Consider the following 21,037-nt stretch of genomic DNA (forward strand, 5'->3'; position numbering starts at 1 on the left):
TCTTACACTTGGTAGAACAGCGCCTGGGAGAGCGTGATGAACGAGATCGGCAAGGTGGGAGCTGACGGCGCCACCGTCCTGCAGACCGACAAGACCGGCAGTCCGCTCGGGCTGACACGCTGGATACGCGACAACTGGCCGAAGGACATTCCGGCATGACAACCCCGATCTGGATCGAGGCGGCGATCAACGGGCCGTGGGGCAAGGAGCGCCAACCCGGCATTCCGATCGCGATTGCCGATATCGTCGCGGACGGGGTCGCTGCCGTGGAGGCCGGTGCGGCGATCGTGCATCTGCATGTCTATGACGTCGAGACCGGGCGGCAGCGCGACGACTGGGAGCTCTATGCGCGGGCGATCGAAGGCATCCGCGCGCAGGTCGACGCGATCGTCTACCCGACCATTCCGATCCTCGGCTCGGGCTATGCCGGGGATATGATCGGCTCCGGCCGCTACACCCATCTCGAGGAACTGGCGAAGCGCGGCCTCGTCGAATGGGGCGTGCTCGATCCCGGCTCCTGCAACTGGACGACCTTCGCAGGCATCCCGGATGGCGAGCCGGGCTTCATCTACCAGAACCCGGGCGAGCATATCCGCGAGGGCATGGAGGTGGCGCAGCGCCACAAGGTGCATCCGAGCTATGCGATCTACGAGCCCGGTTTCACGCGGCTCGGTGCCGCGCTGGCCAAGGCCTATCCCGGCATGCCGACGCCGATCTACCGGCTGATGTTCTCGGACGCCTTCGCCTGGGGCTTTCCGCCGCGCGACTGGGCGCTGGATGCGCATCTCGCGCTGCTGGCCGAGGACGCGCCGGATGCGCCGGTGATGATCGCGGGGCTGGGCGTCGACCTGACAGGGCTGATCCCGGCTGCCGTCGCGCGCGGCGTCCATGTTCGTGCCGGGCTCGAGGACGCGCGCTTCGGCTGTACGCAGACGAATGCGACGCTGGTGAGTGAGACGGCGCGGCTCGTCGAGGCCGCGGGTGGACGGGTCGCGAGCGTAGACGAGGTCAGGGCCAGGCTGAAGGCTGTCGGCTGAGAGCGGTCCGCCGGCGTCAGAAACGGCCGGGACGGAAGGGCTCGCCGGTGATGAAACTCGTCCCGGTCGTAAGCAGATCGGCGACGAGCCGCCCGGTGACAGGCCCGAGGGTAAAGCCATGATGGGCATGGCCAAAGGCAAACCAGAGCCCCTCATGGTGCTGGGCCCTGCCGATGACGGGCAGCATGTCCGGCAGGCAAGGCCGCGCACCACGCCAGGGCTCCGGTTCGAGCCGGCGCCCCAGCGGCATCAGTTGCCGGGCGACCCGCTCTGCGGCATCGAGCTGTCGCGTATCGGAGGGCGCATCCCGCTCGGCCAGCTCGATGCCCGTGGTCAGGCGGATGCCGCCCGTCATCGCCGTCAGCATGAAACCCGCATGGGCCTCGCAAAGCGGATGCCGGGGCAGCGCGCCCGACGCCGGCTCGTAATGCATGTGGTAGCCGCGCTTGTAGGCGAGCGGAAAGCGATAGCCGAGCCGCGTGTAGAGATCCCCCGACCAGGGCCCGAGCGCCATCACCACCTCGGGCGCCTGATGCGTCTGCCCCCCGGCCGGTAGCCGCCAGCTGACCCCGTCCTGTTGCAGCGCCAGCGCGTCACCCTTCGCCAGCCGGCCACCGCGCGCGACGAACAGCGCGGCATAGGCGCGCGTGACGGCTCCGGGGTCGCTGACCGTCACCGGATCACGCCAATGCACGCCGCCCGCGGCGGCGTCGCCGTGGAGATCCGGTTCGCGTTCCCTCAGGGCGTCGCGGTCGAGCACCTCATAGGCCAGGCCATGGCTCTCCAGCGCTGCGGCTGCGGCGGTTGCATCCCGCAGCGCCGCGGATGATCTGTAGAGGTCGATCCAGCCGTCCCCGCGCATGAACGGAGCGGTTCCGGCTGCCTCGGTGAAACGGGCATGCTCGGTCACGCAGGCTTCGATCAAGGGGAGCATGGCCTGCGCGGCGGCATCGAGCCGTCCGGCGCCCGAATGCCACCAGTAACGCGCGAGCCATGGCGCCATCCGCAGCAAGGTCGCCGGGCGGTAGCGCACGGCTGTCGCGCGGTTGCTGGCGTAGGCGAGCAGCGTCTTGAGATCGCGCGGAAAGGCATAGGGTATGACGGAGGATCGCTCGATCAGCCCGGCATTGCCATGGCTCGTCTCGGCTCCGGGCTCGCCCCGGTCGACCAGCAGCACGCTCTTGCCGCGCTCCTGGAGATGCAGCGCGATGCTCACGCCGATGATGCCTGCGCCGAGGACGATCACGTCGGCGGTCTGTGGTCTCGTCGTCATCACGTCCCGGCGGTCTGCACGCGCGGAAGCGGCGCGTTCCAAGCAGGAGCCTCAAATTTCGGCATTCTGCAAGAAAATAAAAATCATTTGACTCGGTGAAAGAAAACTTTCTTGATCAGAGCGTTCTCCGGGAGCGACGATGCCGCAGACCCTTCGCCAGAGATTGCAGGCCTGCCTCGCTATCGGCTCGAAAGCCGACAAGGCGCTGGCGAGCTACATGCTGGCGCAGATAGCGAGCCTGCCCTTCGAGACCGCCGCGAGCCTGGCCGAGAAGATCCCGGTCAGCGAGCCCACCGTCGGGCGCTTCTGCCGGACGATCGGCTACAAGAGCTTCAAGGACCTCAAGCAGAACCTCGGTCAGGACATCGGCGACAGGCCCTGGCTGATCAGCGACCGCCTGCGCGATTTCCAGCAGCGCAGTCTTGCCGGCGACGATCAGCTTGCGCGCAGCCTGCAGCTCGAGATCGCGGCGCTCGTCGCCGTCTATGAACTCGCCCAGAGCGAGGAATGGAAGCGCGTCGCCCGGCGGCTCGCGACGGCTTCGGGCGTTTATGTCGGCGGTTTCCAGACCGAACGCGGGCTCGCGCAATACCTCGCCAACCAGCTGCAATATCTGCGCGACGGCGTGCATCTGATCGATCTCGCGGCCGGGAACTTCTCGGAGCTCCTGCTCTCGGGCGGCTCTTCGCCGAGCCTCGTGATCTTTGAGGCGCGGCGCTATTCGCGCATGGCGCTGGTGCTGGCGCGGGAGGCGAAGGCGGCTGGAATCCATACGACGCTGGTGACGGATTCCTTCTGCGACTGGGGGCGCGGGCTCGTCGACGAGATGCTGGTCGTCTCGACCGAGTTCAATCTGTTCTGGGATTCGACCGCCCAGATGGCGAGCCTCAGCAGCCTGCTGGTCAATGCGGTCTTCGTCGAACTCGGACCCGAGGTCGAGCTGCGGATGAACCGCATGGCCGAGCTTTATGGCCGCTTCACCGGGCATGTCGGCGACAGCTCCGGGCCGCTCGACTGAATAAGCACGCAGATATCCAAACAAGAAAGAGGGGGTTCAAGCAGATGAAACCGACAATGAGAGGCGTTTTCCTGGCCTGCGCCTTCGGTGCCCTTGCCGCGAGCGGCGCGGTTGCCCAGGAGGCGACCTTCGTGATGACGGCGCGGCTCGTCGGAGCGCCAACCTACAACCCGATCAAGGCGACGAAGCTCAATACGGCGACGACACTGATCTATGACCGCCTCGTCGTCCAGGATGCCGACCAGAGCTTCCATGGCCAGCTCGCCACCTCGTGGGAATCGTCGCCCGATGGCATGACCTGGACCTTCAAGCTGAAGCCCGGCGTGAAATTCCACAATGGCGAGCCCTTCAACGCGAAGACGATCGAGTGGTGGGTGCCGCAGTTCAAAGGCACGGAGAACGCCTTCACCGTCGCGGCGATCGAGCGCGTCGAGGTCGTCGACGATCTGACCGTGCGCTTCCACATGAAGAATCCCGACCCGAACCTGCTCTTCAACCTCGCCAGCTCCTTCATGGCGATCCCGGAGCCGAAATCCTTCGAGGCGCTCGGCGACAAGTTCGGCGTCACGGAAGCGATCGGGACCGGGCCCTACAAGCTGCAGCAGTTCACGGTCGGCCAGCAGACCGTGCTCGTCCGCAATGACGACTATGCTGGGGCGTCTGGCCTGTCGAAGAACCAGGGGCCGGCCAAGTTCAAGAAGCTGACGTTCCGCGAGATCCCCGAGGAATCGACCGCCTATCTCGAACTGAAGACGGGCGGCGCCGATCTCATCGTCAACGTGCCGACGGATTTCCTGCCGCGGATGCAGGCCGACAAGGCGATCAAGGTCGTCACCATTCCGGGTACGGAAGTGGTCTACCTGCCGATCAATACCAGCGTCGAGCCCTTCACCGACGCGAAGGTGCGCGAGGCCACGGCTTTCGCGATCAACCAGAAGGAGATCATGGCGAGCCTCTATGGCGGGCTCGGCGCGGTGGCCGATACCTTCCTGATCTCGTCTTTGAAGGAGGCGCAGGTCGATCCGAAGTTCAAGATCGCCTTCGACGCCGAACGCTCGAAGGCGCTGTTCGAGGCGGATGGCTGGAAGCCCGGGCCGGACGGCATCCGCGTCAAGGACGGCAAGCGACTGGCGGTGAAGCTCTGGGCGCAGAACGGCACCGAATTCAAGCGGCTGGCCGAGGTCATCCAGGCCCAGCTTAAGGCGGTCGGGATGCAGGCCGACATCAGCATCATCGATGCGGGCTCGATCAATGCGCAGTATCGCAAGAAGACCGAGCATCAGCTCGCGGTGCGCTCCTATCTCTGGACCAATGCCGACATCATCGAATGGTTCTTCAGCGCCAAGCGCCTCGGCTACCCCAATGTCTCGATGCTCAACGATCCCGAGGCCGAGCGCCTGAACGACATCGCCATGAACAAGTCGAAGAGCTGGGACGAGCGCGTCGCGAACTTCAAGAAGTACCACGAATACGTGCTCTCGCAGTACGCCTTCGCGCCGATCTACCAGCCCGTCCAGAGCTTCGCGTATGGCCGGAAGATCGTGATGCCGGAGACGATCCGCGGCGTCGGGCTGTATGGGCCGTCGATGCTCGACATCGCCCCGGCCAACTGACGCGCCCGCGACCGACACGAAGGGAGGCGGCTCTTGCTGCGCTTTGCGACACAGCGCCTGCTTCTGCTCGTGCCGGTCTTCCTGGCCGTATCGCTGGTGATCTTCCTGATCATCCATCTCGTGCCCGGAGATCCGCTGGAGCATATCGTCCAGGTCGGCTCCTCGCCCGAGCAGCAGGCACAGATGATCGCCCGCTACGGGCTGGACCAACCGCTCATCGCCCAATACGGGCGCTGGCTCGGCAAGGTGCTGCAGGGCGATCTCGGCGATGCCATCGTGATGCGGCAGCCGGTGGCGCGGCTGATCGCGGAAAACCTGCCGCATAGCCTGGCGCTCGGCGGCTCGGCCCTGATCTTCTCGACCGTGATCGGCATCCTCGTCGGCGTGCTCGCCGCCTCCTTCCGCGACAGCCTGTTCGACCGGGCGGCGATGGGGCTGATCCTGCTCGGCTCGACGCTGCCGAGCTTCTGGCTCGCCCTGCTGATGATCCTGATCTTTGCCGTGCAGTTCGAGTGGTTCCCGGTGTCGGGCGCGCGGAGCTGGGATGCGCTTGTCCTGCCCGTGCTGACCATCGGCATCGGCGGCACTGCGCTGATCGCACGCGTGACACGGGCGGCGATGATCGAGATCGCGGGCCGGGACTTCGTGCGGGTCCTCCAGGCCAAGGGCCTGTCCTTCTGGCGGATCCAGTTGCCGCATGTGCTGCAGCAGGCGCTGATGCCTGTGATGACGATCCTCGGGCTGCGCATCGGCTGGATTCTGGGCGGCGCCGTCACGGTCGAGTATGTCTTCGCGCGGCCGGGACTGGGCTCGCTCCTGATCACCGCTCTGGCGCAGCGCGATTATCCGCTGGTCCAGGGCTGCCTGCTGATGCTCGCGATCGCGGTGATGCTGGGCACGCTGCTCGGCGATCTGGCCCAGGCTGCGCTCGATCCGCGCCTGCGCGAAGCGATGAACGTACGATGAGCCGGGTTTCGCTGCCGAGACGACTGGCGCGTTCGCCGCGCGGTGCGCTGTGCGCGGCCTTCCTGTTCGGGCTCGTGATCTGCGCGCTGTTTGCACCCTGGATCGCGCCTTACGACTATGCCGCGCAGCAGCTGTCGCTGGCGAATTCGCCGCCTTCGACCACGCATTGGCTTGGCACGGACGAGTTCGGGCGCGATCTGCTGTCGCGCATCATCCAGGGCGCGCGCACGTCGCTGAGCGTCAGCGTGCTCTCGATCACGCTCTCGGTTCTGTTCGGCGCGACGCTCGGGGCGGCTTCCGGCTATTTCGGTGGTATCTTCGACCGCGTCGTCACCGTGGTCGTCGACCTGACCTGGTCCTTTCCCGAGATCCTGCTGGCGCTGATCCTGATCGCGATCCTGGGCCCCGGCCTGCACTCGACTGCCATCGCCATCGGCATCGCCTATCTCGCCCAGTTCACGCGGCTGACGCGGGCGCAGGTGATGGCGCTGAAGGGGGAGATCTTCATCGACGCGGCCGTGACCGCGGGGGCGAGCCCCGCGCGCATCCTGTTCTGGCATCTCCTGCCCAATGCGATGACGCCGGTCATCGTCGCCGGGATGCTGGCGACGGGCGATGCGATCGTGTTGGAGGCGACGCTGGGCTTCTTCGGCCTCGGCGCCCAGCCGCCAGTGCCGAGCTGGGGCGCGATGATGAGTTCGGGCACCGCGCAGATCTTCATCGCGCCCTGGATCATCATCTTTCCGGGGCTCGTCATCGCCACGACCGTGGTCGCGATCAACCTGTTCGGCGATGCGCTGATCGACGCGCTCGATATCCGCCGCCCCCTGCGCGACGGCTGAACGCAGCCGCTCTCTCCCCCAAAACGCCCGAGGCCGACCATGAGCTTCACCGTCCTGACCGCCGAGTTCTCGCATGAGAGCAACACCTTCAGCCGTTGCCCGGCCGACTATGCCGCCTTTGAGGCGCGCGGCGTCACCTTGGGGGAGGAGGCGATCTCGCAGCGCGGCGAAGCGAATACGCCGCTGGCCGGTTTCCTCGACGTGGCGCGCGCGCATGGCTGGCACGTCGTCCACACGATCAGCGCCGCGGCCCAGCCTTCCGGCCCGGTGACGCGCGACGCCTATGAGCGCATCGTCGGCGTCATCCTCGACGCCGCCAAGGCGCATCGGGGCGGGATCGACGGCGTCCTGCTCGGCCTGCACGGGGCGATGGTCACGGAATTCTCGCAGGATGGCGAGGGCGAGCTGCTGGAGCGGCTGCGCGCGATCCTCGGCAAGGATGTCCCCATCGGCATCACGCTCGACCCCCATGCCAACGTCACCCGGCGGATGGCGGAATTGGCGAACATCGTCGTCGCCTACAAGACCTATCCCCATGTCGACGTGCGCGAATCCGGCGTACTTGCCGCGAGCGTCCTGCAGCGCGCGATGGGGGGCGAGATCAGGCCGGTGACGGTGCGCGCCGAGCGGCCGATGCTGGAAGAGGTCAATGGCGGGCGCACGGATATCGGCCCCATGGTCGAGCGTATCGCCAAGGCGAAGGCCTATGAGCAGGAGCCGGATGTCTTTGCCGTCAGCGTCAACGGGGCCTTCGGCAATGCCGATATCGAGGAGGTCGGGCCGACCGTGCTGGTGACCTGCCAGGGCGATCTCGCGCGGCATCGCGCCTTTGCGGACGCCCTCGTCGACGACATGTGGCAACGCCGTTTCGAGACCGTGACCGATTTCCTCTCGGTGGAGGCGGCGGTGGACGAGGCGAAAGGCTTCGTCGCGACGACCGGCCCGCTGATCATCGCCGACTATGCCGACAATCCCGGCGGAGGGGGCTATGGCGACGCCACCGGATTGCTGGGGGCGATGGTCGCAGCTGATCTGCGGGATGCCTGCTTCGGACCGATCGCAGACCCCGAGGCCGCAGCCGAACTCCACCGGGCGCAGCCGGGGCAGAGCGTGTCGGTCAGGCTCGGCGGCAAGGTCGATCCGCAGGTCGGCGGCGCGCCGCTCGCGCTGACCGGCACGCTTGTCAGCCTCAGCGACGGCGCTTATGTCGGCGACGGCCCGATGCTCGGCGGCCTGCAGGGAAGCTGGGGGCCCTGTGGCGTGCTGCGCGTCGGCGACATCGACATCCTCGTCACGACGGCGCGTGCGCAGATGATCGATCTTCAGCAGTTCCGCGCCTTCGGCATCGATCCGGCCGCGAAGCGCGTGGTCGGCCTGAAATCAATGCAGCACTTTCGCGCCGCCTTCGAGCCCATCGCCGGCAAGGTCATCGTCTGCGACAGCGGCGCGCTCTGCACGCCCGATCTGACGAAGCTGCCCTATCGGCGGGTGCGCCGGCCGATCTTTCCGCTCGATCGCGAGATGACGCTAACTTCCTGACGGGCCGTGCGATGGACCGGCTCGGCCATCGCCTCCTTCAAGCCACCGCCGCCTTCGGCGCATTCGCCTCGGCCCTGCCTTCGAGCATCGCCATGGCGGCCTGGACGCCGCCGCTGCGGTGGGGGACGCCGGCTGCCGCCAGCCCCATCTCGACGCCCGACAGCGCCCCCAGCAGTGCAAGCTCGTTGCATTCGCCGAGATGGCCGATGCGGAAGACCTTGCCGGCGACCTTGCCGAGGCCCGAGCCCAGCGAGATGTTGTATTTCTCCAGCGTGATCTTGCGGTAGCGGTCGGCATCGTGGCTCGGCGGCATCAGCACCGCGGTCAGCACCGGCGAATGCTCGGCCGGGTTCTGGCAGAGCACCTCCAGCCCCCAGGCCTCGACGGCGGTGCGGCAGGCGGCGGCCAGGCGCTGGTGCCGGGCGAAGACGGCATCAAGGCCCTCTTCCTGCAACATCGCAAGCGCTTCCTTCAGCCCGTAGAGCAGGTTCGTTGCGGGCGTGTAGGGGAAGAAGCCATTGGCGTTGATCTTCACCATCTCCTGCCAGTCCCAATAGGAGCGCGGCAGGCTGTTGGTTCTGGAGGCGGCCATCGCCTTTTCGGATATCGCGTTGAAGCTCAGGCCCGGCGGCAGCATCAGCCCCTTCTGCGAGCCGGAGACCGTGACGTCTACCTGCCATTCGTCATGGCGGTAATCGATCGAGGCGAGGGAGGAGATGGTGTCGACCATGAACAGGGCCGGATGGCCGGCGGCGTCCATCGCCTTGCGGATTGCGCCGATCCGGCTGGTCGAGCCGGTCGAGGTCTCGTTGTGGACGACCATCACAGCCTTGATCCTGCGGGCCTTGTCCTCGGACAGTCTGGCCTCGATCGCGGCCGGATCGGCACCACGGCGCCAGTCGCCCGGGATGAACTCGACTTCGATGCCGAAGCGGGTGGCGATCTGCTTCCACAAGGTCGCGAAATGGCCGGTCTCCGCCATCAGCACGGTATCGCCGGGCGAGAGCGTGTTGACGATGGCGGCTTCCCAGGCGCCGGTCCCGGAGGCCGGGTAGATCACCACTGGCTGCTTCGTCTTGAAGACGGTCTTGCAGCCTTCGAGCACATGCTTGCCGAGCGTCGCGAATTCGGCGCTGCGGTGGTCGATGATCGGCATCGCGATGGCGCGCAGGATCCGATCGGGAATCGGGCTCGGGCCCGGGATATGCAGGAAATGCCGGCCCTGCTGCGCAGTCATGGTGGTCCTCCCTCGGCCGTCCGGCGCCGTTCGTGTCGCGCCGTTGTTCGGTGCAAAATTGCATTCATTTTTGGCTTTGGCAATCTTATGATCGCGCGCATAATTGCGGCGATGGCGCTCGACAGGGCTATCTTGCTGAACTAGCGATGATTCATGACGACCACGGTTATGGACAGGCGGAGCGACGACGACGCGGGAGCGACTGCTTCTGCGCCGGGCGAATTTTCGCGCGCTTCGGTCTCCTTGCATGGCGAGCTGCTGGCGGCGCTGCGCGACTACATCGTCGAGGGCAATCTCGATGATGGCGCGCGCATCCCGGAACGGCTGCTCTGCGACCGCTTCGGTATTTCGCGCACGCCGTTGCGGGAGGCGCTCAAGGTGCTGGCCGCCGAGGGGTTGATCGAGCTCCTGCCCAATCGCGGCGCGCGAGTGCGCGTCCTCAGTGCCGACGATTTGCGCGAATTGTTCGACGTGATGGGCGGGCTTGAGGCGCTGGCGGGGCGTCTCGCCTGCGAGCGCATCAGCGACGAGGATGTCGCCGAGATCGAGCGGGTTCATCACGAGATGTACCGCTTCTATCTGCGCCGCGATATGCACGGCTATTTCCAGTGCAATCAGGACATCCATCGCATGATCGTCGAGGCCGCCGGCAATGCCGCGCTGCAGGCGACCTATGCGAGCTTCGCGGGGCGGATCCGGCGGGTGCGCTATTCGGCCAATCTCGCCACCGACCGTGACCGCTGGGGCGAGGCGATGCGCGAGCATGAGGCGATCCTCGACGCGTTGCGCCGTCGCGCCGGCAGCGAACTCAGCGATATCCTGTTCATTCACCTGCGCAACAAGCGCAAAGCTGCCCAGGCGGGCGGGGCGCGCTAGCGGCGGGTCGATCTCTCGATTGGATTCTTCGAGCTGTTGCCGATCGCGATGTTGTCGTCGATCGGTCGTCATTTCGGCTCGATGCTATTTTCAGATTGAATGCAGAATTATTTGCTTCTAGGCTCACCCCCACGACGCCGTAAGAGCGCGATCCAAGGGAGGTGACCAGCATGACGAAGCATTGGCTTGCCGTATCCGCATTCCTGTTGGCCGGTGCGACGCCGGTCTTCGCCTGGGAGCCGACCAAGGCGATCGAGATCATTGTGCCGTTCTCGGCCGGCGGCGCATCCGACCAGATGGCGCGGACGATCCAGGGCGCCATCCAGAAGCACAAACTGACCTCGCAGCCGATCATCGTCGTCAACAAGCCCGCCGCCGGCGGCGCCGAAGGCATGCTCGAAATCCAGAAATCGGCCGGCGACGCCCACAAGCTGATCACCACCTCCAGCGGCCTCTACATGACGCCGATGGCGACGAAGCTGCCGCTGAACTGGACTGATTACACGCCGATCGCGATGATGGCGCAGGATAGCTTCGTCCTGTGGGTCAACGCCAAGGCGCCCTACCAGAATGCCGGCGACCTGATGGCGGCCGCGAAGACGGCCTCGCCGCCGATGAAGATCGGTGGCACCTCGTCCAAGCGCGAGGACAATCTGATCGTCTTCGCCATGGAGAAGGCGGGCGACACCAAGTTCTCCTATATCCCGCACACCAGCGGCGGCCAGGCCTCGACCCAGCTTTCGGGCGGCCATATCGAGGCCTCGACCAACAACCCGGCCGAAGACGTCGCGAATTGGCGTGGCGGCGCGACCCGGCCGCTCTGCGTCTTTTCCGAGAAGCCGATGACCTATTCCGAGAAGGTCGCCGACGGGAAATCCTGGGCCGATATCCCGACCTGCCCGTCGCAGGGACTCAACGTGACCTATCAGATGCTGCGCGGCATGTTCATGCCCGGCAAGGTCACCAAGGAGCAGCAGGCCTTCTATGTCGACCTGTTCAAGAAGGTCTCCGAGACGCCGGAATGGAAGGACTACCTCGCGCGCGGCGCGCTGGTGCCCGACTATCGCGACGGCGAAGCCTTCCTCTCCTTCCTCAAGGACGACGAAGCCAAGCATGCCAAGCTGATGAGCGACGCCGGCTTCATGGCCAAGTGAGAAGTCTGGCCAAGTGAGGTTCTTGGTCAGGTGAAATTCCCGGCCAAGCGAGGCTTTGGCCTTGCAAGGCGCGGGGTCATCCCGGCCGGAGCGAAGCGGAGAGCCGGGATCCATTCCGGAACGGCTCAGGAATGGATCCCGGATCAGCGCCGCTGCGCGGCTTGTCCGGGATGACGATGCGGGGACGATGAATGACGTTACCCTCCGAATCCGAAACGCAGCCTGGCCTCTCCCGCCGCCCGGTCGAGCGCATCGTCGCGACGATCCTGATCGGGCTCGCGCTCGTCGTGCTCTACGATTCCTACGGGCGTGGCGCCGGCTGGGACAATGGCCCGCAGAACGGCTTCTTCCCCGCCCGCGTCGGCTGGATCTTCCTGGCCGCCTCGCTGTTCATCCTGGTGCAGTCCTTCCGCTCTCCCGTGGACGGCATCTTCGTCAGTTATGCTCAACTCGGGCAGGTCGTGCGCGTGCTCGGGCCGCTCTTCCTGTTTGTGGCGCTGATCCAGCCGCTGGGGCTCTATGTCGCCGCGGCCGTTTTCATCGTGGTGTTCATGGCCATCGTCGCGACCTCGCGCTGGTATGCGATCGGGCTGACCGCCGTGCTCGTGCCGGTGGTCTGCTTCTGGGTCTTCGAAATCCAGTTCCGCGTGCCGCTTCCCAAAGGTCCGCTCGAGGCCGCGCTCGGCTACTAAGGTCCCGCTGATGGATGATTTTTCCTCGCTGATGGCCGGTTTCCAGGTCGCGCTGTCCTGGCAGAACATCGGTTTCATGGCGATCGGCGTCGTGCTCGGCATCATCGTCGGCGTGCTGCCGGGCCTGGGCGGGCCCAACGGCGTCGCGATCCTGCTGCCGCTCACCTTCGGCATGGACCCGACCTCGGCGATCATCCTGTTGTCCTCGATCTATTGGGGGGCGCTGTTTGGCGGCGCGATCACCTCGATCCTGTTCAACATCCCCGGCGAGGCCTGGTCGGTGGCGACGACCTTCGACGGTTACCCGATGGCGGTGCAGGGTCGCGCGGCCGAGGCGCTGACGGCGGCCTTCACCGCCTCCTTCATCGGCGCGATCTCCGGCGTCATCCTGATCACCTTCGTGGCGCCGCTCGTCGCCTCCTTCGCGCTGCGTTTCGGGCCGGCGGAATTCTTCGCCGTCTTCCTTTTGACCTTCTGCTCCTTCATCGGCATGGGCCGGGATAACCGCTCGAAGATCCTGGCCTCGCTGTGCATCGGCTTCCTACTCGCGGCGGTGGGGCTCGACTCGATCTCGGGCGATCTGCGGATGACCTTCGGTTCGCTCGAGTTGATGCGCGGCTTCGACTTCCTGATCGTCGTGATTGGGCTGTTCGGCGTCAGCGAGATTCTGCTGACGGTCGAGGAGGGGCTGGTCTTCAAGGGCAAACAGGCGAAGATCGACCTCAAGGTGGTGCTGCGGACCTGGGTCGGGCTGCCACGCTACTGGGCGACGCTGCTGCGCTCGGCTGCCGTCGGGATGTGGATGGGCGTGACGCCGGGCGGCGCGATCGCGGCCTCCTTCATGGGCTATGGCCTCGCCAAGCGCTTCTCGAAGCGGGGCAAGAATTTCGGCAAGGGCGAGATCGAGGGCGTGCTGGCGCCCGAGACGGCGGCGCATGCGGCGGGCACCGCCGCCCTGCTGCCGATGCTGGCGCTCGGCATTCCGGGTTCGGCGACGGCCGCCGTGCTGCTCGGCGGTCTTCTGGTCTGGGGGCTGCAGCCGGGCCCGCTGCTCTTCATCGAGCAGAAGGAGTTCGTTTGGGGGCTGATCGCCTCGATGTATCTCGGCAATATCGCGGGGCTCGTCATCGTGCTCGCGACCGTGCCGCTGTTCGCGGCGATCATGCGGGTGCCCTTCTCCTATGTCGCGCCGGTGATCCTGATTGTCTGCGCCATCGGCGCTTACACGATCTCGAACTCGATCTTCGACATCTGGCTGATGCTGCTGTTCGGCATCGTCGGCTATGTCTTCAAGAAGCTCGACTACCCGCTCGCGCCGCTGGTGCTGGCGCTGGTGCTCGGCGATCGGGCCGAGGATGCGTTCCGGCAGGCGTTGCTCGGCTCGGCCGGCTCGCTCAACGTGTTCTGGGCGAACGGGCTTGTCGGTACGCTCGTCGTGCTGGCGATGCTGCTGCTGCTCTGGGGGCCGGTCTCCGACGTGATCGGCGCGGCGCGCGGCCGGGGGCGGGCGGATGAGAAGCCTGCGGCGGCGGAATGACGAGACGATGAACCAGCGATCATCCGCGCCGTCATCCCGGATCGGCGCCGCTTCGCTGCTTGTCCGGGATGACGACGCGGATGTGGATAGGCCTGTAAAATGAACCAAGCCGCGACGTCGCGAATTCATGCCCGCCATCTCGGTCTCGAACGCCGCCTGACACAGGCACTGGAAGGCGAGGTCCGCTTCGACGCCTTCACGCGTGGGCGCTATGCCACCGATGCCTCGATCTACCAGATCATCCCGCAGGGCGTGGTCTTCCCGAAATCCGAGGCCGACATCGCCGCAGCCCTGACGATTGCTGCCGAGCATGGCGTGCCGGTGATCGCCCGCGGCGGCGGCACCTCGCAGAACGGCCAGCCGATCGGCGATGCGCTGATCCTCGACATGAGCCGGCATTTCAATGGCATCCGGGCCTATGACCCGGTCGCGCGGACGGTGTCGGTCGCGCCCGGCCTCGTGCTGGAGGCGCTGAACGCGCAGGTTAAGAAGGACGGGCTGTTCTTTCCCGTCGAACCCTCGACGGCAAGCCGCTGTACCATCGGCGGCATGGCTGGCAACAATTCGTCGGGCGCGCGCTCGCTGCGCTACGGCAAGATGGTCGACAACGTCGTCGCGATGAAGGCGATGTTCCATGACGGCGAGGCCTTTGCGCTGGGCGAGGGAGCTGTCGGCGACAACCAGTCTGCGCGTGCGCGCGATCTGATGACGCGGATGATCGCGCTCGCCGACCGTCACCGCGATGGGATTGAGGCGATCTTCCCGAAGGTGCAGCGCCGCGTCGGCGGCTATAATCTCGACGAGCTTCTGCCGGCGCGGCCCAATCTCTCGCATCTGCTCGTCGGTTCCGAAGGCACGCTGGCTATCACCACCGAGACGACGCTGAAGCTCTCGGCCCTGCCCACCCATCGCGTGATGGGGGTCTGCCATTTCCCGAGCTTCCGAGCGGCGATGGAGACGACGAAAGCCATCGTGGCGCTCGGGCCGGTCGCTGTCGAACTGGTCGACAACAATGTGCTGGTGCTCGGCGCCGACATCCCTCTCTTCGTGCGCACGCTTGCCGACATCACGCGCGGTCAGCCGAACTGCCTGTTGCTGGTCGAGTTCGCCGGCGACGATCTCAGTGCGCTGAAGCATGACCTCCGGCGCCTCGACCAGTGCATGGCCGATCACGGCTTTCCGGATGCGGTCGTCGAGGTGGTCGAGCCGGCCCGGCAGAAGCCGGTCTGGGAGGTGCGCGAGGCCTGCCTCAACATCATGATGTCGATGAAGGGGGACGGGAAGCCGGTCTCCTTCATCGAGGATTGCGCCGTCCCGCTCGACCATCTCGCCGACTATACCGACGCGGTCACCGCGCTGTTCGCACGCCATGGCACGCGCGGGACCTGGTATGCGCATGCCTCGGTCGGCTGCCTGCATGTGCGCCCGATCCTGAACATGAAGGACGAGGCCGGAGTCAGGGCGATGCGCGGCATCGCGGAGGAAGCCTGCGAGCTGGTGCGCCGCTTCAAGGGCTCGTTCTCCGGCGAGCATGGCGACGGTATCTCGCGTTCGGAATTCGTCGAGCCGATGTTCGGTGGCGCGCTGACCCGCGCCTTCGAGGCGGTCAAGGATGGCTTCGACCCCGGCAACCGGCTGAACCCCGGCAAGGTCGTGCGGCCCTATCGCATGGACGATCGCGGCCTGATGCGCTTCGCGCCGGGCTACGCAACGCCTGTACCGGCCGAGACCGCGCTGGACTGGTCCGACTGGGGCGGCCTCGGCGGCGCGGTCGAGATGTGCAACAACAACGGCGCCTGCCGGAAGATGTCCGGCGGGACGATGTGCCCGTCCTATCGCGCCACGCAGGACGAGACGCATGTCACGCGCGGGCGGGCGAACAGCCTGAGGCTCGCGATCTCCGGCCAGCTCGGTCCGGACGCCTTCACCTCCCCGGAGATGAAGCAGACGCTCGATCTCTGCGTCTCCTGCAAGGGCTGCAAGCGCGATTGCCCGACCGGCGTCGACATGGCCCGGATGAAGATCGAATTCCTGAGCCACTACCATGCGAAGCACGGCCTGCCGCTGAAGGAGCGGCTGATCGCCTGGCTGCCGCGCTATGCGCCCTGGGCGGCGAAGCTCTCAGCCCTGATGAACCTGCGCGACCGCGTTCCGCTGCTGGCTAAGCTCAGCGAGCGCTGGCTCGGCTTCAGCACAAGGCGCTCGCTGCCGGTCTGGCGCAAGCCGTGGGCGCAGGGCGGACAGGCCGCGACGCCCGGCAACGTGGTCGGCGACGGGCGCGACATCGTGCTCTTCGGCGACACCTTCAACCGCTATTACGAGCGCGAGAATCTTGAAGCCGCCGAGCGCGTGCTGGCGGCGGGCGGCTATCGGCTGCACCGGGTCGAGCCCCGCGATGGCGGCCGGCCGCTCTGCTGCGGGCGCACCTTCCTGTCTGCCGGGCTGGTCGACGAGGCGCGCAAGGAGGCAAGGCGCACGCTCGACACGCTCGCTCCTTATGTCGCGAGAGGCGCGCGCATCGTCGGGCTGGAGCCGTCCTGCCTGCTGACCTTCCGCGACGAATTCTCCGCGATCCTGCCCAGGGCCGAGGTCGCGCCGGTCGCCGCCGCTGCCTTCCTATTGGAGGAGGTGCTGGCGGCCGATCTCAAGGCGGGTTCGACCCATCTGCTGTTCAGGGACCAGGGTGCGCGCGTCGCCCATCTGCATGGGCATTGCCACCAGAAGGCTTTCGCCGCGATGGGAGCCGTCGAAGCGACGCTGCGCGCGATTCCCGGCCTTGATGTCCGCCCGATCGAGACGAGCTGCTGCGGCATGTCGGGTGCCTTCGGTTATGGCGCCGAAACGATGGACGTGTCGCTCGCCATGGCGGAGCTATCGCTGCTGCCAGCGGTGCGCAAGGCAGGCCGCGCCGAGCTGATCGTCGCCGATGGCACGAGCTGTCGCCACCAGATCCATGACGGCACCGGGCGCGAGGCGCTGCATGTCGTGCGCGTGCTCGACATGGCGCTCGCGCATGATGCTCCCGCGCCGGAGGACATGGCGCCGGACGATCCGGCGCGGGATGATCGCGCCGGATCGTGAAGACGGCCGCGACGGACATCAAAGAGGCGGGGCAGGGCGATCAACTCCTGCAACCGACCCGATCAAGGAGGATACGAACCATGGCATTGCCACTTGCCGGCATCAGGGTGCTCGACATTTCACAGGTCATGGCCGGGCCGTTCTGCTGCATGCTGCTGGCCGATATGGGCGCGGACGTGATCAAGATCGAGCCGCCGGGAACGGGTGACTCGACTCGGCAGTCGATGGGCTTTCGGCTCAAGGGTGTCGACAGCCCGGGCTTCCTGGCGCTGAACCGCAACAAGCGCAGCATCGCGCTCGATCTGAAGACACCGGCTGACCGTGAGGTGCTCTATGCGCTGGTCAAGACGGCCGATGTCCTGATCGAGAATGCGCGTCCGGGCGTCGCCGGTCGTCTGGGGATGGACTACGAGACGCTGAAAGCGATCAATCCGCGGCTGATCTATGCCAGCATTTCCGGGTTCGGCCAGACCGGTCCGTGGTCGCAGCGTCCGGGTTTCGACCTGATCGCGCAGGCGGTTTCGGGCGTGCTCAGCTCGAACGGCCTGCCCGGCATGGAGCCGGCGAAGAACTCGATTCCGGTCGCCGATCTCGGCGCGGGACTGTTTACGGCCTATGCGGTGCTGAGCGCCGTGATCGGCCGCCAGAGTTCCGGCGAGGGCCAGTATGTCGATGCCTCGCTGTTCGAGGCGGCGCTGGCGCTTTCGGTATGGGAGACGACGGAACTCTGGGGCACGGGCAAGGCGCCGGCGCCCATCGGCTCGGCCAACCGGATGTCGGCGCCTTATCAGGCGGTCGAAGCCTCGGATGGCTGGTTCGTCATCGGTGCCGCCAATCAGGGCCTCTGGCTGAAGCTGCTCACGGTGCTCGGCCGCGAGGATCTGCAGCAGGACGAACGCTTCGCGACCAATGCCGCCCGCATCGCCAACCGCATTGCCCTGATCGAGGCGATGGCGCCGACCTTCGCCGGCGGTACCAGGCAGGAGTGGATCGACGGCCTGCTGGGCGCCGGCGTCCCGGCGGCCCCGATCCTCGACTATGCCGAGGCTGTCGTCAGCGAGCAGGCGGTGGCGCGCGAGATGGTGCAGATGGTGCCGCATCCGGTCGAGGGCGAATTCAAGGCGCTGGGCTTCCCGGTCAAGCTCAGCGGCACGCCGCAGCAGATGCGCCTGCCGCCGCCCCTGCTCGACGAGCATGGCGCCGACATCCGCAGGGAACTGGTGGAGATGGGGCTGCTGGCGCCCGAGACGGAGTCGGTCGCGTGAGCGGGCCGGGCATCATCCTCGAGAAGCGGGATCGGGTCGCGCATGTCGTGATCGACAACCCCGCCGCCCATAACGCGCTGACGAGCCAGATGTGGCTCGACCTGCGCGATGCGGCGCGTGCCATCGCCGACGATCCGTCCATCCGTGTCGCGGTGTTCCGGGGGGCGGGCGGCAAGGCCTTCGTCTCGGGGACCGACATCTCCGGCTTCGCGAAATTCACCTCGGGTGCCGACGGCGTCGCCTATGAGCGCAATGGTGATGCCTGCATGCGGGCGATCGACGAGATCCCGGTCACCACCATCGCGGTGATCGACGGCTGGGCAATCGGCGGCGGGCTCAACATTGCCTCGGCCTGCGATTTTCGTATCGCCACGCCCGATGCGCGCTTCGGCTCGCCGATCGGCCGGACCCTCGGCAACTGCCTGTCGGCGCAGAGTCTGGCGCGGATCGGCGGGGCGGTCGGTGTCCAGATCGCCAGACGCATGGTGCTGCTCGGCGAGATCGTCACGGCACCCGAACTCCTGGCCTGCGGCTTCCTGCTGCGTGTCGTGGAGCGGGAGGCGATGGATGCCGAGATCGAGGCCTTGTGCCGCCGCGCTGCGGAGAATGCCCCGCTGACGACGCGCGCCACCAAGACGATCCTGCGCGAGTTGCGGCTCGCCAGCCTGCCGGATGACGAGGCGACCATCGCGCAGGTCTATGGCAGCGAGGATTTCCGGCGTGGCGTCAGGGACTTCCTCGCCAAGACCAAGGCCGTGCCCGACTGGACGGGCTCCTGAGGCTGCTCAGGCCGGCGGCTGCAAGCCGCGTCCGGCAGGCGGCGTTGCAATCAGCCTTCGATAAAACTGACGCAATGCATGGCGAGGGGGTTTGACTGACATTTGCCGTCAGGCATACTGCATACAGAATAAAGATGGGCGGCCACCCCCAACGAGCCGCTTGCGATCAGGGAGAGAACCGAGATGGCTTGTCTGCAAGGACGAGAGCGGCTGGCTGACGCCTGCCTGACGCGCTGCTCGTCGATGGTGACCGATGGAGCTGCGGCATGAGCGGCGCCGCCCATCGCCCCCGCATCGGCTTCATCGGCATCGGCATCATGGGCGAGGCGATGGTGCGCCGGCTGCTCGATCTCGGCTTCCCGGTCACGGTCTGGAATCTGGAGCCGGAGCGGCTGGGGACCGTGGTTCCCCATGGCGCGGTTGCGGCGGCATCGCCGGCCGCCGTCGCTGCAGCGAGCGACATCGTCATGCTCTGCGTGCTGCATATGGCGGCCGTGGAGCGCTGCATCCTCGCCGATGACGGCGTGGCCGCGGCCGGTGCCGGCCCGGCCCTCGTGATCGATTTCTCGACGGCCGATCCCGAAGGCACGCGCGAGGTCGCCGCGAAGCTGAAGGCGCTCACGGGCGCAGGCTGGGTCGACGCGCCGGTCTCGGGCGGGCCGCAGCTTGCCCGCACCGGCGGCATGACCGTGATGGCCGGGGGCTTGCAGGCCGATTTCGACGCAGCGCAGCCGATCCTCGCGCAGATGTCGGGCAACCTCACCCTGATGGGTCCGGTCGGTGCCGGGCAGACCACGAAGATCATCAACCAGGCGATCGTCGGCACGGGCTATGTCGTGATGGCGGAGGCGCTGATGCTGGCCGAGGCCGCCGGCATCGACGCCGCCCGCCTGCCGCAATGCCTAGCCGGCGGGCATGCCGACAGCAGCCTGCTGCAGCGGCTCTATCCGCAGATGCAGCAGCGGGCCTTTGATCCGCCTTCGAGCTATGCGCGGCAATTGCTGAAGGATTTGAAGGCGGTGTCGGCTTTCGCCCAAGGCCTCGGGCTCGATCTCAGGGTGATCGAGCAGGGCGTGCAGCGTTACAAGGATTACGTCGCGCTCGGCCATGAGATGTCGGATTCCGCGGCCGTCGTCAGGCTTTACGAGCACGATGCCACAACGCGCGGCAAGGCGCGGTCATGAGCACCCTGCCGCCGCGCCCGAGGGCGGTGATCGATGCGCATCACCATGTCTGGGACCTTGCCAACGACCTGCCCTGGCTGAAGAAGAAGCGCGTATTCTTCCGCTATGGCGACTACTTGGCGATCTGCCGCGACTACATGCCCGCAGACTATCGCGCGGACATGGCGGGCTGGCCGGTCGTGGCGTCCGTCTATGTCGAAGCCGAATGGGCTCGGGAGAAGGCTGCCGAGGAGAGCCGCTGGGTCGCGGCGGTGTCGAAGGCCGAGGGGTTGCCCTCGGTCGTCGTCGCCTGGTGCGATTTCGCGGCGCCGGAAGCGGCTGCGCTGCTCGCCTCGCACGCCTCCGTGCCGATCGTCCGCGGCGTCCGCCACAAGCCCACCGCGGCAGGAACGCCGGACGAGGCGAAGCGTGGTGCTGCCGGCTCGATGGACGATCCCGTCTGGCGCGACGGCTATGCGCTGCTGGAGCGGCACGGCCTGTCCTACGATTTGCAGACGCCGTGGTGGCATCTCGATGCCGCGGCCGATCTGGCGAAGGATTTTCCGGCAACGCAGCTCATCATCAATCACACCGGCTTGCCGGCGGATCGCAGTCCCGAGGCGCTCGCCGCCTGGCGAAGAGCCCTGGAGAGGGCGGCGAGCGAGCCAAATGTCGCGATCAAGATTTCCGGCATCGGCCTGCCCGGCGAGCCCTGGACCGTTGCCGCCAACGGCCCTGTCATCCGCGATGCCATCGCCATCTTCGGCAAGGACCGGGCGATGTTTGCGAGCAACTTTCCGGTCGACAGCCTCGTCGGCGATTTCGACACGATCTTCTCGGGCTTCCTCGCGGCGACGGCGGCTTTCTCGGAGAGCGAGAGGGACCAGCTTTTCCACGGAAATGCGGAGCGAATCTACCGGATGTGAGCCGCCGGACAGACAAGGCTCACCATAAAAAAACAGGGA

18 protein-coding genes are annotated in these 21,037 nt (G+C 66.6%); 16 read left to right on the forward strand and 2 right to left on the reverse strand.

Going from position 1 to position 21,037, the window contains the following annotated elements:
- Positions 1-36 precede the first annotated feature (36 nt).
- Together C8D03_RS26965 and C8D03_RS14010 are read left to right on the forward strand one after the other, a co-directional pair.
- Positions 37-159, forward strand: a complete 123-nt coding sequence (locus C8D03_RS26965) for a hypothetical protein (RefSeq protein WP_282568595.1) — start codon at positions 37-39, stop codon at positions 157-159.
- Positions 156-1,037 carry a beta-keto acid cleavage family enzyme gene (locus C8D03_RS14010; protein WP_108046953.1) on the forward strand — a complete coding sequence of 294 codons (882 nt, stop codon included), beginning with the start codon at positions 156-158 and terminating at the stop codon, positions 1,035-1,037. Before C8D03_RS26965 ends, C8D03_RS14010 begins: the two co-directional genes overlap by 4 nt.
- A 16-nt stretch (positions 1,038-1,053) precedes the next feature.
- On the opposite strand, the gene C8D03_RS14015 is transcribed toward C8D03_RS14010, so the two are convergent.
- Complete coding sequence (locus C8D03_RS14015) at positions 1,054-2,310, reverse strand: NAD(P)/FAD-dependent oxidoreductase (protein WP_108046955.1); 1,257 nt, start codon at positions 2,308-2,310, stop codon at positions 1,054-1,056.
- 139 nt (positions 2,311-2,449) lie between these two features.
- On the opposite strand from C8D03_RS14015, the gene C8D03_RS14020 reads away from it, so the two are divergent.
- The 5 genes from C8D03_RS14020 to C8D03_RS14040 are packed head-to-tail and all read left to right on the forward strand — an operon-like array spanning position 2,450 to position 8,288.
- Positions 2,450-3,328, forward strand: a complete 879-nt coding sequence (locus C8D03_RS14020; protein WP_108046957.1) for a MurR/RpiR family transcriptional regulator — start codon at positions 2,450-2,452, stop codon at positions 3,326-3,328.
- Positions 3,329-3,384: 56 nt separating this feature from the next.
- Positions 3,385-4,941, forward strand: coding sequence for an ABC transporter substrate-binding protein (locus C8D03_RS14025; protein ID WP_108046958.1), 1,557 nt, complete (start codon positions 3,385-3,387; stop codon positions 4,939-4,941).
- Between the two features lie 33 nt (positions 4,942-4,974).
- The gene (locus tag C8D03_RS14030) at positions 4,975-5,907 is read left to right on the forward strand and encodes an ABC transporter permease (RefSeq protein ID WP_108046960.1); all 933 of its coding nucleotides are present in this window, start codon (positions 4,975-4,977) and stop codon (positions 5,905-5,907) included.
- Positions 5,904-6,749 carry an ABC transporter permease gene (locus tag C8D03_RS14035; RefSeq protein WP_108046962.1) on the forward strand — a complete coding sequence of 282 codons (846 nt, stop codon included), beginning with the start codon at positions 5,904-5,906 and terminating at the stop codon, positions 6,747-6,749. The genes C8D03_RS14030 and C8D03_RS14035 overlap by 4 nt, the downstream gene beginning before the upstream one ends.
- Positions 6,750-6,788: 39 nt before the next feature.
- Complete coding sequence (locus C8D03_RS14040) at positions 6,789-8,288, forward strand: M81 family metallopeptidase (protein ID WP_108046964.1); 1,500 nt, start codon at positions 6,789-6,791, stop codon at positions 8,286-8,288.
- A gap of 37 nt (positions 8,289-8,325) precedes the next feature.
- Here C8D03_RS14040 and C8D03_RS14045 read toward each other — a convergent pair whose 3' ends face one another.
- A complete protein-coding gene (locus tag C8D03_RS14045; RefSeq protein ID WP_108046965.1) occupies positions 8,326-9,525 on the reverse strand; it encodes a pyridoxal-phosphate-dependent aminotransferase family protein in 1,200 nt (399 codons plus the stop codon).
- Between the two features lie 153 nt (positions 9,526-9,678).
- On the opposite strand from C8D03_RS14045, the gene C8D03_RS14050 reads away from it, so the two are divergent.
- The 9 genes from C8D03_RS14050 (at position 9,679) to C8D03_RS14090 (ending at position 20,998) form a co-directional block, all read left to right on the forward strand.
- Positions 9,679-10,401 carry a GntR family transcriptional regulator gene (locus C8D03_RS14050; protein WP_108046967.1) on the forward strand — a complete coding sequence of 241 codons (723 nt, stop codon included), beginning with the start codon at positions 9,679-9,681 and terminating at the stop codon, positions 10,399-10,401.
- 170 nt (positions 10,402-10,571) lie between these two features.
- Positions 10,572-11,555, forward strand: a complete 984-nt coding sequence (locus C8D03_RS14055) for a Bug family tripartite tricarboxylate transporter substrate binding protein (protein ID WP_108046969.1) — start codon at positions 10,572-10,574, stop codon at positions 11,553-11,555.
- A gap of 191 nt (positions 11,556-11,746) precedes the next feature.
- Entirely contained in the window at positions 11,747-12,247 is a 501-nt protein-coding gene (locus tag C8D03_RS14060; protein ID WP_108046971.1) for a tripartite tricarboxylate transporter TctB family protein, read from the forward strand.
- Positions 12,248-12,257: 10 nt separating this feature from the next.
- Entirely contained in the window at positions 12,258-13,784 is a 1,527-nt protein-coding gene (locus tag C8D03_RS14065) for a tripartite tricarboxylate transporter permease (RefSeq protein WP_108046973.1), read from the forward strand.
- A 99-nt stretch (positions 13,785-13,883) separates the two neighbouring features.
- Positions 13,884-16,865, forward strand: coding sequence for an FAD-binding and (Fe-S)-binding domain-containing protein (locus C8D03_RS14070; protein WP_108046975.1), 2,982 nt, complete (start codon positions 13,884-13,886; stop codon positions 16,863-16,865).
- An 80-nt stretch (positions 16,866-16,945) separates the two neighbouring features.
- Positions 16,946-18,130, forward strand: coding sequence for a CaiB/BaiF CoA transferase family protein (locus tag C8D03_RS14075; RefSeq protein WP_108046977.1), 1,185 nt, complete (start codon positions 16,946-16,948; stop codon positions 18,128-18,130).
- The gene (locus C8D03_RS14080) at positions 18,127-18,909 is read left to right on the forward strand and encodes an enoyl-CoA hydratase (RefSeq protein WP_108046979.1); all 783 of its coding nucleotides are present in this window, start codon (positions 18,127-18,129) and stop codon (positions 18,907-18,909) included. Before C8D03_RS14075 ends, C8D03_RS14080 begins: the two co-directional genes overlap by 4 nt.
- Before the next feature lie 266 nt (positions 18,910-19,175).
- Entirely contained in the window at positions 19,176-20,093 is a 918-nt protein-coding gene (locus C8D03_RS14085; protein ID WP_108046981.1) for an NAD(P)-dependent oxidoreductase, read from the forward strand.
- Positions 20,090-20,998 (forward strand): amidohydrolase family protein, encoded by a 909-nt coding sequence (locus tag C8D03_RS14090; RefSeq protein WP_108046983.1) that lies wholly within the window; start codon positions 20,090-20,092, stop codon positions 20,996-20,998. The genes C8D03_RS14085 and C8D03_RS14090 overlap by 4 nt, the downstream gene beginning before the upstream one ends.
- Positions 20,999-21,037 lie beyond the last annotated feature (39 nt).

It is taken from the genome of Bosea sp. 124, assembly GCF_003046175.1.
Classification (GTDB): Bacteria; Pseudomonadota; Alphaproteobacteria; order Rhizobiales; family Beijerinckiaceae; genus Allobosea.

Bases quoted from the DNA above. Each gene is read 5' to 3' on its own strand.
- C8D03_RS26965 (WP_282568595.1), top strand. From the start codon at position 37: ATGAACGAGATCGGCAAGGTGGGAGCTGACGGCGCCACCGTCCTGCAG.
- C8D03_RS14010 (WP_108046953.1), top strand. From the start codon at position 156: ATGACAACCCCGATCTGGATCGAGGCGGCGATCAACGGGCCGTGGGGC.
- C8D03_RS14015 (WP_108046955.1), bottom strand. From the start codon at position 2,310: ATGACGACGAGACCACAGACCGCCGACGTGATCGTCCTCGGCGCAGGC.
- C8D03_RS14020 (WP_108046957.1), top strand. From the start codon at position 2,450: ATGCCGCAGACCCTTCGCCAGAGATTGCAGGCCTGCCTCGCTATCGGC.
- C8D03_RS14025 (WP_108046958.1), top strand. From the start codon at position 3,385: ATGAGAGGCGTTTTCCTGGCCTGCGCCTTCGGTGCCCTTGCCGCGAGC.
- C8D03_RS14035 (WP_108046962.1), top strand. From the start codon at position 5,904: ATGAGCCGGGTTTCGCTGCCGAGACGACTGGCGCGTTCGCCGCGCGGT.
- C8D03_RS14040 (WP_108046964.1), top strand. From the start codon at position 6,789: ATGAGCTTCACCGTCCTGACCGCCGAGTTCTCGCATGAGAGCAACACC.
- C8D03_RS14045 (WP_108046965.1), bottom strand. From the start codon at position 9,525: ATGACTGCGCAGCAGGGCCGGCATTTCCTGCATATCCCGGGCCCGAGC.
- C8D03_RS14050 (WP_108046967.1), top strand. From the start codon at position 9,679: ATGACGACCACGGTTATGGACAGGCGGAGCGACGACGACGCGGGAGCG.
- C8D03_RS14055 (WP_108046969.1), top strand. From the start codon at position 10,572: ATGACGAAGCATTGGCTTGCCGTATCCGCATTCCTGTTGGCCGGTGCG.
- C8D03_RS14060 (WP_108046971.1), top strand. From the start codon at position 11,747: ATGACGTTACCCTCCGAATCCGAAACGCAGCCTGGCCTCTCCCGCCGC.
- C8D03_RS14065 (WP_108046973.1), top strand. From the start codon at position 12,258: ATGGATGATTTTTCCTCGCTGATGGCCGGTTTCCAGGTCGCGCTGTCC.
- C8D03_RS14070 (WP_108046975.1), top strand. From the start codon at position 13,884: ATGAACCAAGCCGCGACGTCGCGAATTCATGCCCGCCATCTCGGTCTC.
- C8D03_RS14075 (WP_108046977.1), top strand. From the start codon at position 16,946: ATGGCATTGCCACTTGCCGGCATCAGGGTGCTCGACATTTCACAGGTC.
- C8D03_RS14085 (WP_108046981.1), top strand. From the start codon at position 19,176: ATGAGCGGCGCCGCCCATCGCCCCCGCATCGGCTTCATCGGCATCGGC.
- C8D03_RS14090 (WP_108046983.1), top strand. From the start codon at position 20,090: ATGAGCACCCTGCCGCCGCGCCCGAGGGCGGTGATCGATGCGCATCAC.